Genomic DNA, 14,358 nt, shown 5'->3' on the forward strand with positions numbered 1-14,358 from the left:
TCAGCGCTTCCCGTTCACTTCGATCGCATAGCCGAGCAGGCCGACCGCGAACACGAGCGCCGACAAGGTCCATGCCGACAACATCAGAGGCGCGGAGTGCAGGAGATCGGGCATGAGCGTCAGCGCGAAACGGAACAGGAGCCCGACTGCTTCCGCGCCGAGCGCGACGACCAGCCACGCGGAGCGGTCGCGTCGCCAGAGCAGGACCAGTGCGGCGAGCACCAGCGCCGGGATGATGATCGAGAACAGCGACTGCAACGACGGTGACAATGCGTTCATTCAAGCCACCTTGTCCGCTTCGCGCGGCTGCTGCACGCCGATCCGGCCTTCGATCGCGCGCGTGATGAAGCGCGCGGTGATCGGCGTGCCGTCGTAGTGCAATACCGGCACGAGCCGCGCGGGGTCGATGCCGAACTCGTTGACGAGCATCGAGCGCAGCTGCGCATCGCGGTTCTGCTCCACGACGAACACGCGTTCGTGCGCGGCGATGAACTCGGCAACCGCGTCGGCGAACGGGAACGCGCGCACGCGCAGGGTGTCGAGGTGCACGCCGTTGCGCTCGAGCGCGACGATCGCCTCGTCCATCGCCGGCGCGGTCGAGCCGAAGTGGATCGCGCCGAGTGTCGTCGGCTGCGCCGCCTTGCGCAACAACGGCTGCGGCACCAGCGACTTGGCGGTCTCGAACTTCTTCAGCAGGCGCTCCATGTTGTAGACGTAGTCGGGGCCGCGCTCGGAATAGCGCGCGTACGGATCGCGCGAGGTGCCGCGCGTGAAGTACGCGCCCTTGTCCGGATGCGTGCCCGGGTAGGTGCGGTACGGGATGCCGTCGCCGTCGACGTCCTTGTAGCGACCGAAGTCCTTGCCCGACTCGAGCTCGGCCGCGCTCATCACCTTGCCGCGGTCGTACGTGCGCGCATCGTCCCACGTGAACGGCGCGCACAGGCGCTGGTTCATGCCGATGTCGAGGTCGGTCATCACGAACACCGGCGTCTGCAGGCGATCGGCGAGATCGAGCGCGTCGGCCGAGAACGCGAAGCACTCGGTCGGGTCGCACGGGAACAGCAGCACGTGCTTGGTATCGCCGTGCGAGGCGTAGGCGCAGGCGACGAGATCGGCCTGCTGCGTGCGCGTCGGCATGCCGGTCGACGGGCCGCCGCGCTGCACGTCGATGATCGTGACCGGGATCTCGGCGAAGTAGGCGAGGCCGATGAACTCGGTCATCAGCGAGATGCCCGGGCCCGAGGTCGCGGTGAACGCGCGCGCGCCGTTCCAGCCGGCGCCGACGACCATGCCGATCGAGGCGATTTCGTCCTCGGCCTGCACGATCGCGAAGCGGTTCGCGCCGGTTCCGGGATCGACGCGATACTTCATGCAGTACTTCTGGAACGCCTCGGCGAGCGAGGACGACGGCGTGATCGGATACCACGCGCAGACGGTCGCGCCGCCGTAGACGCAGCCGAGCGCGGCGGCGCTGTTGCCGTCGACGAAGATGCGGTCGCCGACCCCGTCGGCGTGCTGCACGCGCAGGCCGAAGTGCTCCTTGTCGAAAAGCCCGGCCGTGGAGGGCCGGTCTGTCGCGGACGGATCCGCATGAAGGAAATACTCGCGCCCGAGGTGCAAAGCCTGCTTGTTGGCGTCGAGCAGCTTTTCCTTGCCCTTGTACTGTTCGCCGAGCAGGCGCTCGATGATCGCCACGTCGATGTCGAGCAGCACCGACAGGGCGCCGACGTACATGATGTTCTTGAACAGCTGGCGCTGGCGCGGATCGGTCCAGCTGCGGTTGCAGATCTCGGTGAGCGGGATGCCGATCGCGTGCACGTCGTCGCGGAACTTCGACTTCGGCAGCGCGCGCGTCGAGTCGTGGACGAGGTAGCCGCCGGGCTCGATCTCGCGCACGTCGGCGTCCCAGGTCTGCGGGTTCATCGCGACCATGAGGTCGACCCCGCCACGCCGGCCGAGCCAGCCTTCGCCGCTCACGCGCACTTCGTACCAGGTCGGCAGGCCCTGGATGTTCGACGGGAAGATGTTGCGCGGGCTGACCGGTACGCCCATGCGCAGGATCGCCTTCGCGAACAGCTCGTTCGCGGAGGCCGAACCGGAACCGTTGACGTTGGCGAACTTGACGACGAAGTCGTTGACTGCGCAGATCGGGTTCATGCACCGACTCCCGGCATCGCCGATGCCGCGGCGCGCAGTGATGCCGGCCGCGCGCTCATGCGGCCTTCTCCTTCGGCCCGCCGGAGCGGCAGCCCTCGCCGGCGTGCGTGATGCCGAGCAGGAACTTCTGCATGTCCCACGCGCCGGTCGGGCAGCGTTCGGCGCACAGGCCGCAGTGCAGGCAGACGTCTTCGTCCTTGACCATCACGCGGCCGGTCTTGAGCGGCCCCGACACGTAGAGATCCTGCGTCGCGTTCAGCGCCGGCGCGGACAGGCGCGTGCGCAGCGCGGCCTCGTCGCCGTTCTGCGTGAACGTGATGCAGTCCATCGGACAGATGTCGACGCAGGCGTCGCACTCGATGCAGACGCGCTCGGTGAACACGGTCTGCACGTCGCAGTTGAGGCAACGCTGCGTCTCCTTCCAGGCGGTTTCGGTGTCGAAGCCGAGCTCGACTTCGAGCGAGATGCTCCTGAGCGTCCTCCCCGCGTCGGCCCATGGCACCTTGTAGCGCTCGTCGGGCGAGACGTCGTTGTCGTAGCTCCACTCGTGGATGCCCATCTTCTGCGAGATCATCTCGACCGCGGGCGCGGGCCGCGCGCGCACGTCGCCGCCCGACAACAGTGCGTCGATCGACACCGCGGCTTCGTGCCCGTGCGCGACCGCCCAGATGATGTTCTTCGGGCCGAACGCCGCGTCGCCGCCGAAGAACACGTGCGGCAGGCTCGATTGCATCGTCACGCTGTCGACGACGGGCATGTCCCAGCGCGGGTCGAACGCGATGCCGATGTCGCGTTCGATCCACGGGAACGCGTTTTCCTGGCCGACTGCGATCAGCACTTCGTCGCACTCGAAGAAGTCGTCGGCTTCGCCGGTCGGCACGAGCGTGCGCCGGCCGTTCGCATCGCGCTCCGCGCGCACCTTCCCGAACGTCATGCCGGTCAGCCGGCCGCCCTCGTGCACGAATGCCTTCGGCACGCGGTAGTCGAGGATCGGGATGCCCTCGTGCATCGCGTCCTCCTTCTCCCACGGGCTCGCCTTCATCTCGTCGAAGCCGGAGCGCACGATCACCTTGACGTCGTCGCCGCCGAGGCGGCGCGCGGAACGGCAGCAGTCCATCGCGGTGTTGCCGCCGCCGAGCACGATCACGCGCCGGCCGACCTTCGCGACGTGGCCGAAATAGACCGAGGCGAGCCAGTCGATGCCGACGTGGATGTGCGCGGCCGCTTCGCGCCGGCCGGGCAGGTCGAGGTCGCGCCCGCGGGGCGCGCCACAACCGACGAACACCGCGTCGTAGTTCTCGGCGAGCAGCGCCTTCAGCGATTCGATTCGGCGGCCGCCGACGAAGTCCACGCCGAGGCCGAGGACGTAACCGGTCTCCTCGTCGATGACGTGCTCGGGCAGGCGGAAGCGCGGTACCTGGGTGCGCATGAAGCCCCCCGCCTTCGCGTCGGACTCGAACACGGTCACGTGGTAGCCGAGGGGCGCGAGGTCGCGCGCGACGGTGAGCGAGGCGGGTCCGGCGCCGATGCAGGCGACGCGCTTGCCGTTGCGCTGCGCGGGCGCTTTCGGCAGGCGCGGGCGGATGTCGTCCTTGAAGTCGGCCGCGACGCGCTTGAGGCGGCAGATCGCGACGGGCTCGGGCTTGCCGCCCGCGCTCGCCTCGACGCGGCCGCGCCGGCATGCGGGTTCGCACGGGCGATCGCAGGTGCGCCCGAGGATTCCCGGGAACACGTTCGACTTCCAGTTGACGAGATAGGCGTCCGAATAGCGGCCGGCCGCGATCAGGCGGATGTATTCGGGGACCGGCGTATGGGCCGGGCAGGCCCACTGGCAATCGACGACCTTGTGGAAATAGGCGGGGTCACGCGTATCGGTCGGCTGCACTACGGTCCCCTCTGGAAACGCACAGTGTTGCGGTCGCCGAGACTAGACCTAGTCCCGGCGTGGTGCAAAGCGCAGCGCACCAAATGCGCGCATGGCGCGAACCGCGGAAGCGACGTTCCGCGCGCGGCTATCCGTCGCCGTTCTCCTGCGCCTCGATGTCGCGGTCGTGCTTTTCCTTCTCCTGCTGCAGTTGCTGCTCGACGCCCTTGGCCTTGTCGATCGCCTTGAGCTGGTCGTCGAACACGGTCTTCTGCCTCGGTGCAGGCGGCGCGGGCGCGTCGGCCCTGGTGGCATCCGCCTTGGCGGCGTCGGCGTCGTGCTTGCCGCCGCAGGCGGCGAGGGCGAGCAGCGCGCCCGCGAGCAGGATGGTGCGGTTCATGGCGGACTCCCGGTGGCGGTATCCGCTAGAGTCTGCGCCGCGGCCGGCGCCGGCCACAAGCAGGAGGAAGCACGCATGGCGAATCCGTCACGTTGGCGGCTCGATGGCCGCGCCGCGCTCGTGACCGGCGCGAGCCAGGGCATCGGTTACGCGTGCGCGCGCGAGCTCGCCGCGCTCGGCGCGGACGTGCTGCTCGTCGCGCGCGACGAGGTGCGCCTCGAGCAGGCGCGCGCGGAACTGGCGGAGGAATTCCCGGACGGCGCGTTCTTCGCGTGCGACGCCGACCTGGCCGTGCAGGAACAGCGCCTCGAAGTGTTCGACTGGATCGCCGACCTCGACGTCGACCTGTCGCTGCTCGTCAACAACGTCGGCGGCAACGAGTCGAAGCCCGCGCTCGACTACACGCTCGACGAGGTGCGCGCGCTGGTCGACCTCAACGTGCTCAGCGCATTCGAACTGTGCCGCCTCGCGCACCCGCACCTCGCCGAACACGGCAATGCGGCGATCGTCAACGTCGGTTCCGTGTCCGGCCTCGTGCACGTGCGCACCGGCGCGCCGTACGGCCTGACCAAGGCGGCCCTGCACCAGCTCACGCGCAACCTCGCGTGCGAATGGGCCGAGGATGGCATCCGCGTCAACGCGGTCGCGCCGTGGTACATCCGCACGCGCCGCACCGAGGGCAAGCTCGCCGACCCGGACTATCTCGATGACGTGTTGTTGCGCACGCCGATGGGCCGCATCGGCGAACCGGAAGAAGTCGCGGGCGCAGTCGCATTCCTGTGCCTGCCCGCATCGAGCTACGTGACGGGCGAGTGCATTGCAGTCGATGGTGGGTTCCTGCGTTACGGGTTCTGAGCGGGGGCCGATGGCTGGTCGGGCTGAAGAGCATCGAGACCCGCGCCGCTCCCACGGGAGCCGTGCTCCGCGCAGGCTTTAACCGTTCGCCCTGAGCGCAGGACCGCAGGCCGGAGTCGAAGGGCGTCCGGGTGACTGGCAACCACAGCCGAAAACGGCGAGTCGCGCCTGTCCACCTGCGCTAGCATCGTCGCATGCAAGCCGCCGCCGTACCCGCCACGTCCCTTGATCCGCGCGTCTGCGACCAGGCGCGCCTCACGCGCGATGCGCGTTTCGACGGCCTCTTCTACGTCGCGGTCACGTCGACCGGGATCTATTGCCGCCCGGTCTGTCCGGCGCCGTCGCCGCGCGTGAAGAACATCCGCTACTACGACAGCGCGGCGGCCGCGGCGGCCGCGGGTTTCCGACCGTGCCTGCGCTGCCGGCCGGAGGCGGCGCCGGGCTCGCCGCTGCATCGGGCGAAGAGCGAACTCGTCGCGGGCGCATTGCGGCTGATCGAGCAGGGTGCGCTCGACGATGGCTCGTTGCCTGAACTCGCCGCGCGCGTCGGCGTCGGCGAGCGCCACCTGCGCCGCGTGTTCGCGGAGGAACTCGGCGCGAGCCCGCTCGACGTCGCCGCGACGCGTCGCCTGCTTTTCGCCAAGCAGCTGCTGACCGAAACCGCGATGCCGATCGCGCGCATCGCGGAAGCATCCGGCTATGCGAGCCTGCGCCGCTTCAACGCCGCGTTCGTCGCGACGTACGGCAAGCCGCCGCGCGATTTCCGGCGCGGCCGCGCGGCGGCGGACGCCGGCGCGGACGAGCTCGTGCTGCGCCTGCCGTACCGCGCGCCGTACGATTTCGACCACCTGCTGGGCTTCTACGGCCGCCGCACGATCCCCGGCGTCGAGGCGGTCGACGATCGCAGCTACCGGCGCAGCGTCGTCGTCGCCGGCGTGCCCGGCTGGTTCGACGTCGCCGCGCTCCCCGGCGACGACGCGCTCGCGCTGCGCGTGCATCATCCGTCGAGCAGCGCGGTCGGCACGATCGTCGCGCGCGTCAAGCGCATGTTCGACGTCGATGCGGACCCGCGCGCGCTCGAACTCGCGCTGCGCGGCAGCGCATTGCTGAAGCCATTGGTCCGGCGCTGGCCCGGCCAGCGCCTGCCGGGCGCATGGGACGGGTTCGAACTCGCGGTGCGCGCGGTACTCGGCCAGCAGGTCAGCGTCGCCGCGGCGCGCACGTTCGCGGCGCGCGTCGCGGCGACATACGGCACGCCGTATGCGGACGGCGAGGCCCACGGCGTCGGCGTGCTGTTCCCGACGCCGGAGCGGCTCGTCGATGCGCCGCTGGAGCAGCAGGGCATCATCCGCGCCCGCGCATCGACGATCCGCGGCATCGCACGCGCGGTGCTCGACGGCCGGCTCGCGTTCCGCGCCGAGCAGCCGCTTGCCGCGTTCGAGCGCGACCTCGTCGCGTTGCCCGGCATCGGTGCGTGGACGGCGCACTACATCGCGATGCGCGCGCTCGCCCAGCCGGACGCATTTCCGGCCGCCGACCTCATCCTGCGCCGCGCGGCGGGGCAGGGCCGGACCCTGTCCACGCGTGAACTCGAGCGGCTCGGGGAGAACTGGCGACCGTGGCGCGCGTACGCGGTGATGCTGCTGTGGCGCAGCAGCTAGGTTCCTGCGGAGGGGGAGCATCGCGGCCGGAGCCACGCCCGCGGTGCTCGTTCCGCCGCATCGTCCGCAATGCCGTGGGAGCGGCTTCAACCGCGATTCGACACCCCGGAGTCCCGAGGCCATGACCGTCAATTACGACCATCTCGATACGCCGATCGGCCGCCTGCTGCTCGCCGCCGACGAAGCCGGCCTGCGCCACGTCGGATTCGAACGCGCGGACCGGGGCGAGCGCATCGATCCGTCGTGGCGTCGCGGTCGCCGCGGCCTCGAGAACGCGATCGCGCAGCTTCGCGCGTATTTCGCCGGCGAGCTGCACGCGTTCGACCTGCCGCTCGCGGCCGAAGGCACGGCCTTCCGCAAGGCGGTCTGGGACGCGCTCGTGCGCATTCCCTACGGCGAAACGATCAGCTACGGCGAACTCGCGCGCCGCATCGGCGACCCGTCGGCGAGCCGCGCGGTCGGCGCCGCGAACGGCGCGAACCCGCTGCCGATCATCGTGCCCTGCCATCGCGTGATCGGCGCCGACGGCAAACTCACCGGCTTCGGCGGCGGCCTGCCCATCAAGCAATGGCTGCTCGCCCACGAACGCCGCCACGCCCCGCGCGCACCGTTCGCGCTGGCGTAACCCAAGCCGAAGCCTTTGGCTTGGGAGCCTGGCTCCGGAGCGAAACGCGTCAGCAGCCGCGCAGGCGTTCGCGTAGCTCGGCCTGCTCCTGTTCGAGCCGGGCCTCGGTGTCGCTGAAGGCGCGGCGCAGTTGGCCGGTGACCTTGTCGAGTTCGTTGCGAAGGTAGGCGCAGGCTTCGACCGCGTCGGCGTGGTGGCAGTCGTCGACGACCCAGACCCAGCTCGCGCCGAGCGGGTCGGCATGCGCGGGGATCGACGACGGATGCTGCAGTTCCGGAGCCGAGACGCCGATGCCGCCGGGGCCGTACGCCTGCGCGAGGCTCCGGCCCGAGTCGGCGAGCATCGCGTACGGCACGAGGCTGCGGCGGCCGATGCCGTCTTCGCTGACGTAGCGGCTGCCATCGGTCGCGACGCAGAGGTAGAACGACGGAGGCGGTATCGCCGGCACCGCCGTCGGCGGCGGCGCCGGCGCAGCGGGCGGCGCCGGTTCTTCATCGACCACATCGGATGGCGCAGCCTGGACCACCGGCGGTGGATCGGCGAGGTGGATCACCGACTGGCCGCGCGCATCCGCGCACGGCGTGTCCTGGTAACCGATGCCGTCCGGACCCGTGCAGCGGTACACCTCGGTCGCCGCGGCGGCGAGCGGGAAACAGGCGAGCAGGAGCAGCAGGCGTGGCATGCGCGCATGGTACGCCCGTGCATGACGGGCGGCGCGTCCCGGCGCGGGCGGAATCGGACTACGATGCGCGTCTGCCACCCTGCTGGAGATCCGGATGACCGTCGCCGATTTCATCGACCTGGCCAGCGACACGAAGACGCGCCCGACGGCTGCGATGCGTGCGGCGATGGCGGCGGCCGAGGTCGGCGACGAGCGCGCGCACGAGGATCCAAGCGTGAACCGCCTGCTCGAGCGCTGCGCCGCGCTGCTCGGCAAGGAAGCCGCGGTGTTCCTGCCGTCCGGCACGATGGCCAACGAAATCGCACTCGCCGTGCACTGCCGGCCCGGCGACGCCGTGCTGTGCGATGCGACGTCGCACCTGATCGGCTTCGAAGGTGGCGGCCCCGCCGCGCTCGCGGGCGTGATGATCGAGCCGATCGCCGGCCGGCGCGGCATCTTCGACGCGTCGGCGCTGCGCGCGGCGATCCGCGCCGACGTGCCGCATGCGCCGCGCCAGCGCCTCGTCGTCGCCGAGCAGACGTCGAACCTCGGTGGCGGCGCGGTATGGCCGCGGGCGACGCTCGACGAGGTCGCCGCGACCGCGCACGAAGCGCGGCTCGCGACGCACATGGACGGCGCCCGCCTGCTCAACGCCTGCATCGCGAGCGGCGTCGCCGCGGCCGAGCATGCGCGCGGTTGGGACTCGGTCTGGATCGACTTCAGCAAGGGGCTCGGCGCGCCGGGTGGTGCCGTGCTCGCGGGCACCCGCGCGTTCTGCGACGAGGCGTTCCGCATCAAGCTGCGCTGGGGTGGCGCGATGCGCCAGAGCGGCATCATCGCCGCCGCGTGCGAGTACGCGCTCGACCACCATGTCGAACGCCTCGCCGAGGATCATGCGAATGCGCGCCGCTTCGCCGGGCTGATCGCGGGCGCAGCGGGGATCACGATCGCAGCGGACGATGTCCAGACCAACCTCGTCTACTTCGATGTCGAGGCCGGCGGTGCCGGTGCGTTCGTCGCTGCGCTGCAGGCGCGTGGCGTGCGCATGGTCGCGATGGGCCCGTCGCGCGTGCGCGCGGTGACGCACCTGGACGTCGATGCGGGCGCCATCGAACGGGCCGCGGCGGTGGTTCGGGCATTGTGCGAGGAAAAGCGACGAAACGCGTCATGACGCAGGGTTTCTGACTGGCCCGCGATTTGCTTTCCCTGGGGGTGAGGCAGCGAAGAAGGGCGTGTCTTGGATGATCGTTCACGAAGGTCGGGGTGGCTGGGCCACGCAGTGATGGCGTTGCTGCTGCTCGCCGTGCTGCGAGCCGGGGCGAGCGAGGCGCCGATGTTCGTGGCGCGGCTCGAGCCGCCGCTGCCGCGCGAAGCCGCCGCGCGCATCGTCGCCGGGGCCGAGGACGCCCACTTCGTCGCCGAGCCGTACGCGGCCGCGACGCCGTCGCGCCTCGCCGGCGTCTGGTACCGCCTGCGGCTCGCCAGCGACTGGCGCGATCCGCGCCCACCGGTGCTCGACATCGCCGATCCGCAGGGACTCGAAGTCACCGTCTTCCTGCCACCCGCGTACGCCGGCGTGGAGCGCAGCGTCTACCGCGCCGACGGCGGCGAGTTCACGCGCCATGCGATCTCCATCGTGCTGCCGGACGACCTGCGCGCGGACCAGCCGGTGTACCTGTGGTTCGGGCCGGCGAGTGCCGTGCCGCGCCGGCTCGCGATCACCGACATGGCGCAGGCGCGTACGCGCGACCTCGTCAGCGCGCGGCTCGACATCCTGTTCCCGGCGATCCAGCTGGCCACGCTGCTGGTCATGCTGAGCTTCTTCATCGTGCTGCGCGAACGCGTGTATGCGTACTTCGTCGGCCAGATGCTGTTCATCGTGCTGTTCGAGTTCTACGAGTCCGGCGTCGGCTTCGAGTACGCCCCGCTCGCCTGGCTCGCGCCGCTCGGCATCCGCGCGACCTGGCTGATGTCGCTGCTCGCGGCGATCCTGTCGACCGATTTCGCGCGCCAGTTCCTCGACCTGCCGCACGGCGCGCCGCGGCTCGATCGCGTGCTCGCGGCCGCGAGCTGGCCGCTCGTCGCGCTCGCGTTGCTCGTGGTCGCGCCCGGGATCGAAGCGACCGGCTGGCTCGAGGACGTGCTGTCGTTCGCGTTCCTGCTGCTCGCGCCGCTGCTGCTCGTCGCCGGACTCCTCGCCTGGCAGCAGGGCGGTCGGCGTGGCGGCTACTACCTGTGCGCGTGGGTGCCCGGCCTGCTGCTCGTGATCCTGCGCGCGCTCCAGCTGACCTTGCACTGGCCGCAGCCGGTGTGGCTCGAATTCGCGCTGCCGGCCGCGTTCGCGTTCGCCGCCATCGTGCTCGCGTTCGGCCTTGCCGACCACATCGTGTCGATCCGCCACGAGCGCGACATCGCGCACCGGCTCGCCGAGCACGACATGCTCACCGGCGTGCTCAGCCGCCGCGCGATCGTCGCACGCCTGCGCAGCGCGTTCGTCGTCGCGCGCGCGCAGGAAAGGCCGCTCGCGGTGCTGTTCCTCGACCTCGACCACTTCAAGCGCGTCAACGACAGCTACGGCCATCGTGCCGGCGACCAGTGCCTGCGCGCGGTGATCGCGCCGATCGCGACCGAATTGCGCCAGGGCGATGCGCTCGGCCGCTACGGCGGCGAGGAGTTCCTCGTCGTGCTGCCCGGCGCGACGGTGGCCAACGCCGAAGGCGTCGCCGAGCGCATCCGCCGGCGCGTCGAGGAGATGCCGATGCTGATATCCGGCGTGCGCGTGGGGCTCACCCTCAGCATCGGCGTCGCCACGCTCGAGCCGGACGTGGCGACGCCGGACGACCTCATCGAGCGCGCCGACGCGGCCCTGTACCTGTCCAAGAGCGGCGGCCGCAACCTCGTCAGCACGCACCGCGGCCCACTGGCGCCGGCTGCCGAAACCGCGCACGGCCCGGCCGAGTGATGCGCTGCGCGGCGGCGCGATGCCGGCGGGACTCGGCGCCGTGCGGCGCGACCCTCCCTACGGCGATGCGGCGCCCTCGGCATGCGCGGCGCGCGCACGCTCGACGCCGACCGGCAGCGCGGCGATGCGCCGGTATTCCGCGCCGTCGAACAGGCGCGGATCGGCGAGCCAGGCCTCGATCATCGGCGTCGCATCATTGCCCCAGAAGAGTTCGCCTCCGAGTGCGAGCGTCGGCACGCCGAACACGCCGGCCGCGAGCGCCGCATCGGTGTTCGCGCGCAGGCGGGCCTTGGCGTCGTCCGCGGCGATCGCCGCGGACGCATCGTCGATGCCGAGCGCAGCGGCGACGTCGGCGAGTTCGCCCGCGCTCGTCCCGCTGCGGCCATCGCGCCAGAGATGTTCGAAGATCGCGGTCACGGCATCCCAACCACCGCCCGCGGCGATGCACAGGCGCAGCGCGGCGAGCGAATTGAAGGGATGCGCGGGCGGGAAACGCAAGCCGATGCCGGCGCGCCCGGCTTCCCACTGCACGAAGCGGTAGGTGAACTCGCGCTTGCCCGCGATCTCGGCCGGGCCGAGCTGCCCGTGCCGCGCGAGCACGGCACCGAACACGATCGGCACCGGCTCGATCACGAGGCGTTCGCGCAGGGCGCGCAGCGCGGGCAGCTGCAGGTACGCGAACGGCGAAACGAAATCGAAATACCAGCTGGCGGTGGGCATCGTCAGTGCAATGTCTTGTAGGTTTCGGGATCGAACGCGTCGACCGCGATCACTTCGTCGCGCGCATCACGCGCATCGTTGAGCAGCTCGTACTCGGCGCCACTGATCACGCCCGCCGTGACGCCGAGCTCGTCGAGCAGGTAGCCTGGCGCGCGGTCGAGCTTGCCCGCGCGTACCGCGTCGCGCAGCTTGGTCTCGATCGGGATCGCGCGCACCGCCTTGTCGAGTGCGGCTTCGAGCGAGCCGAGGCCGGGTTCCCCGGGCGGCGGCACGAACACGTCGGCGGTGAGCGTGGTGCGCGCCTCGCGGTTCTCGAGGATGTCGCGCGCGACCTCGCTGCCGAGGCGGTCGGACGGGGGGCGGAAGCGCGCGCCCAGGGGGAAGATCGCGAGCTTGAGCAGCACCGCGGCCCAGCGCACCGGCAGGTTGTCGAGCACGCCGAGCAGGGCCTCCTGGATGCGGTACAGGCACAGCTCCGCCGACCAGCACGCGAGCGCGTGGTTGGGCCGCGTTTTCGGCTCGTCGTGGTAGCGCTTGAGCGCGGCGCTGGCGAGGTAGAGGTAGGCGAGCGCGTCGGCGAGGCGGCCCGACAGCTTCTCGCGGCGCTTGAGCGAGCCGCCGAGCGTGCCCATCGCGGTATCCGACACGATCGTGAACGCGGCCGAGAAGCGCGACAGGTGCTGGTAGTAGCGGTGCGTGTCCTCGGTGCGCGGCACGCCGGCGAGGCGCGCTCCGCTCCACGCGAGCAGCTTCGCGCGCACCGCGCGCGTGACGAACAGGTTGACGTGGCCGAAGATCGCGCGGTCGAATGCGACGAGGTCGTCCTTCGCGACCGCGTCGATCTCCTTCTGCACGAACGGATGGCAACGGATCGCGCCCTGGCCGTAGACGATCATCGAGCGCGTGAGGATGTTCGCGCCCTCGACCGTGATGCCGATCGGCACTGCGTCCCACGCTCGCGCGAGCGCGTTGCGCGGGCCACGCTGGATCGCGCTGCCGGCGCGGATGTCCATCGCGTCGGCGACCACGCCGCGCATCGCTTCGGTCAGGTACGCCTTGCAGATGTTGCCGATCACCGCGGGCTTCTCGCCCGCATCGAGCGCACCGCAGGTGAGCGTGCGCGCCGCGGTCATGAGGTAGGTCGTGCCGGCGATGCGCGCGAGCGGTTCCTCGATGCCTTCGAAGCGGCCGATCGGCGTGTCGAACTGCTCGCGCACGGTCGCGTAGGCGCCGCAGATGCGCGTGGCGAGTTGCGCGGCACCGATGGACAGTGCCGGAAGCGAGATCGAACGACCCGCGGCGAGTGATTCCATGAGCATGCGCCAGCCGCGACCGATCTGCTCGCGTCCGCCGATCACCGCCTCGTCGAGCGGAACGAACACGTCCTTGCCGACGATCGGCCCGTTCATGAACGGCACGCCCATCGGATCATGGCGCAGGCCGATCTCGATGCCCGGCGTCGCACGCGGGATCAGCGCGCAGGTGATGCCGCGGTCTTCCTGCTCGCCGATCAGCCGGTTCGGATCCTTGAGGCGGAACGCGAGGCCGATCAGGGTCGCGACCGGAGCGAGCGTGATGTAGCGCTTCTTCCACTCCAGGCGCAGGCCGAGCACCTCGACGCCGTCGACGACGCGCTTCTCGACGACGCCGACCGACTGCGTCGCCGCCGCGTCCGAGCCCGCCTCCGGGCCGGTCAGCGCGAAGCACGGGATCTCTTCGCCGCGCGCGAGCCGCGCGAGGTACTTCCGCTTCTGCGCTTCGGTACCGTAGTGCAGCAGCAGTTCACCCGGGCCGAGCGAATTGGGCACCATCACGGTGACTGCCGCGGTGATCGATCGGCTCGCGAGGCGCGTGACCACGCGCGAATGGCCTATCGCCGAGAAGCCGAGCCCGCCGTGCTCCTTCGGGATGATCATGCCGAGGAAGCGCTGCTCCTTGATGTACTGCCAGATCTCCGGCGGCAGGTCGCGCCGCTGGTACACGTCCCAGTCGTCGAGGCGCCGGCACAGTTCCTCGACCGGACCGTTGAGGAACGCCTGTTCCTCGGCGCTGAGCGGCGCCGGCGCGAAGTCGAGCAGCTTCTGCCAGTCGGGCATGCCGCCGAACAGGTCGCCGTCCCACCACACCGTGCCCGCTTCGAGCGCGATGCGTTCGGTGTCGCCGAGGCGCGGCAGCACCCTCGCGAACACCGGCATCACGAAGCGCGAGACGAGTGCGCGCCGCAGCAGCGGCACGCCGAAGACGAGCGCGAGGACGAGTGCGACGAACACGCAGGTGGCGAACAGGGTCGGGTGCGTGACGCCGGCGAAGCGCCAGCCGAGCAGCCAGGCTGCCGTGGCGGCGACCCAGGCGAGGAAGCCGAGGCCGCGGAACGCGAGCGCCGCGAACAGCGCGAGCGCGAGGAGCAGGACGATCCAGATCATGTCGCCACCTCCGTCGTCGGAACGATGATT

12 protein-coding genes are annotated in these 14,358 nt (G+C 70.8%); 5 read left to right on the forward strand and 7 right to left on the reverse strand.

The window, feature by feature from the left end; genetic code table 11:
* From EV148_RS08565 to EV148_RS08580, 4 genes are all read right to left on the reverse strand, one after another.
* The gene (locus tag EV148_RS08565; protein WP_131996524.1) at positions 1 to 279 is read right to left on the reverse strand and encodes a hypothetical protein; all 279 of its coding nucleotides are present in this window, start codon (positions 277 to 279) and stop codon (positions 1 to 3) included.
* A complete protein-coding gene (locus EV148_RS08570) occupies positions 280 to 2,157 on the reverse strand; it encodes a 2-oxoacid:acceptor oxidoreductase subunit alpha (protein ID WP_131996527.1) in 1,878 nt (625 codons plus the stop codon).
* A 55-nt stretch (positions 2,158 to 2,212) separates the two neighbouring features.
* Positions 2,213 to 4,042 (reverse strand): FAD-dependent oxidoreductase, encoded by a 1,830-nt coding sequence (locus EV148_RS08575; RefSeq protein WP_131996530.1) that lies wholly within the window; start codon positions 4,040 to 4,042, stop codon positions 2,213 to 2,215.
* 127 nt (positions 4,043 to 4,169) lie between these two features.
* Complete coding sequence (locus EV148_RS08580; protein ID WP_131996533.1) at positions 4,170 to 4,421, reverse strand: lipoprotein; 252 nt, start codon at positions 4,419 to 4,421, stop codon at positions 4,170 to 4,172.
* A gap of 75 nt (positions 4,422 to 4,496) precedes the next feature.
* Here EV148_RS08580 and EV148_RS08585 point away from each other — a divergent pair, with 75 nt between their 5' ends.
* From EV148_RS08585 to EV148_RS08595, 3 genes are all read left to right on the forward strand, one after another.
* Positions 4,497 to 5,276 carry an SDR family oxidoreductase gene (locus tag EV148_RS08585; RefSeq protein WP_131996536.1) on the forward strand — a complete coding sequence of 260 codons (780 nt, stop codon included), beginning with the start codon at positions 4,497 to 4,499 and terminating at the stop codon, positions 5,274 to 5,276.
* 194 nt (positions 5,277 to 5,470) lie between these two features.
* A complete protein-coding gene (locus EV148_RS08590) occupies positions 5,471 to 6,937 on the forward strand; it encodes a DNA-3-methyladenine glycosylase 2 (RefSeq protein WP_131996539.1) in 1,467 nt (488 codons plus the stop codon).
* Positions 6,938 to 7,058: 121 nt separating this feature from the next.
* Positions 7,059 to 7,562, forward strand: a complete 504-nt coding sequence (locus EV148_RS08595) for a methylated-DNA--[protein]-cysteine S-methyltransferase (RefSeq protein WP_131996542.1) — start codon at positions 7,059 to 7,061, stop codon at positions 7,560 to 7,562.
* Positions 7,563 to 7,611: 49 nt separating this feature from the next.
* Here the strand turns inward: EV148_RS08595 and EV148_RS08600 are convergent, their stop codons facing one another.
* Positions 7,612 to 8,244 (reverse strand): DUF4124 domain-containing protein, encoded by a 633-nt coding sequence (locus EV148_RS08600; protein ID WP_131996545.1) that lies wholly within the window; start codon positions 8,242 to 8,244, stop codon positions 7,612 to 7,614.
* 94 nt (positions 8,245 to 8,338) lie between these two features.
* Here EV148_RS08600 and EV148_RS08605 point away from each other — a divergent pair, with 94 nt between their 5' ends.
* Both EV148_RS08605 and EV148_RS08610 read left to right on the forward strand, forming a co-directional pair.
* Positions 8,339 to 9,394: a threonine aldolase family protein gene (locus EV148_RS08605; protein ID WP_131996548.1), complete on the forward strand. Its 1,056-nt coding sequence runs from the start codon at positions 8,339 to 8,341 to the stop codon at positions 9,392 to 9,394.
* Positions 9,395 to 9,505: 111 nt separating this feature from the next.
* Positions 9,506 to 11,185: a sensor domain-containing diguanylate cyclase gene (locus tag EV148_RS08610; RefSeq protein WP_131996551.1), complete on the forward strand. Its 1,680-nt coding sequence runs from the start codon at positions 9,506 to 9,508 to the stop codon at positions 11,183 to 11,185.
* A 57-nt stretch (positions 11,186 to 11,242) separates the two neighbouring features.
* On the opposite strand, the gene EV148_RS08615 is transcribed toward EV148_RS08610, so the two are convergent.
* Both EV148_RS08615 and EV148_RS08620 read right to left on the reverse strand, forming a co-directional pair.
* On the reverse strand, positions 11,243 to 11,905 hold the full coding sequence (locus EV148_RS08615) for a 2-hydroxychromene-2-carboxylate isomerase (RefSeq protein WP_131996554.1): 663 nt from the start codon (positions 11,903 to 11,905) through the stop codon (positions 11,243 to 11,245).
* Between the two features lie 2 nt (positions 11,906 to 11,907).
* Positions 11,908 to 14,328, reverse strand: coding sequence for an acyl-CoA dehydrogenase (locus EV148_RS08620; RefSeq protein WP_131996557.1), 2,421 nt, complete (start codon positions 14,326 to 14,328; stop codon positions 11,908 to 11,910).
* Positions 14,329 to 14,358 lie beyond the last annotated feature (30 nt).

It is taken from the genome of Dokdonella fugitiva (assembly GCF_004342425.1).
GTDB lineage: Bacteria > Pseudomonadota > Gammaproteobacteria > Xanthomonadales > Rhodanobacteraceae > Dokdonella_A > Dokdonella_A fugitiva.

Excerpts from the sequence above, each read along its gene's own strand:
- EV148_RS08565 (WP_131996524.1), bottom strand. The coding sequence starts at position 279 with ATGAACGCATTGTCACCGTCGTTGCAGTCGCTGTTCTCGATCATCATC.
- EV148_RS08570 (WP_131996527.1), bottom strand. The coding sequence starts at position 2,157 with ATGAACCCGATCTGCGCAGTCAACGACTTCGTCGTCAAGTTCGCCAAC.
- EV148_RS08580 (WP_131996533.1), bottom strand. The coding sequence starts at position 4,421 with ATGAACCGCACCATCCTGCTCGCGGGCGCGCTGCTCGCCCTCGCCGCC.
- EV148_RS08585 (WP_131996536.1), top strand. The coding sequence starts at position 4,497 with ATGGCGAATCCGTCACGTTGGCGGCTCGATGGCCGCGCCGCGCTCGTG.
- EV148_RS08590 (WP_131996539.1), top strand. The coding sequence starts at position 5,471 with ATGCAAGCCGCCGCCGTACCCGCCACGTCCCTTGATCCGCGCGTCTGC.
- EV148_RS08595 (WP_131996542.1), top strand. The coding sequence starts at position 7,059 with ATGACCGTCAATTACGACCATCTCGATACGCCGATCGGCCGCCTGCTG.
- EV148_RS08600 (WP_131996545.1), bottom strand. The coding sequence starts at position 8,244 with ATGCCACGCCTGCTGCTCCTGCTCGCCTGTTTCCCGCTCGCCGCCGCG.
- EV148_RS08605 (WP_131996548.1), top strand. The coding sequence starts at position 8,339 with ATGACCGTCGCCGATTTCATCGACCTGGCCAGCGACACGAAGACGCGC.
- EV148_RS08610 (WP_131996551.1), top strand. The coding sequence starts at position 9,506 with ATGGCGTTGCTGCTGCTCGCCGTGCTGCGAGCCGGGGCGAGCGAGGCG.
- EV148_RS08615 (WP_131996554.1), bottom strand. The coding sequence starts at position 11,905 with ATGCCCACCGCCAGCTGGTATTTCGATTTCGTTTCGCCGTTCGCGTAC.
- EV148_RS08620 (WP_131996557.1), bottom strand. The coding sequence starts at position 14,328 with ATGATCTGGATCGTCCTGCTCCTCGCGCTCGCGCTGTTCGCGGCGCTC.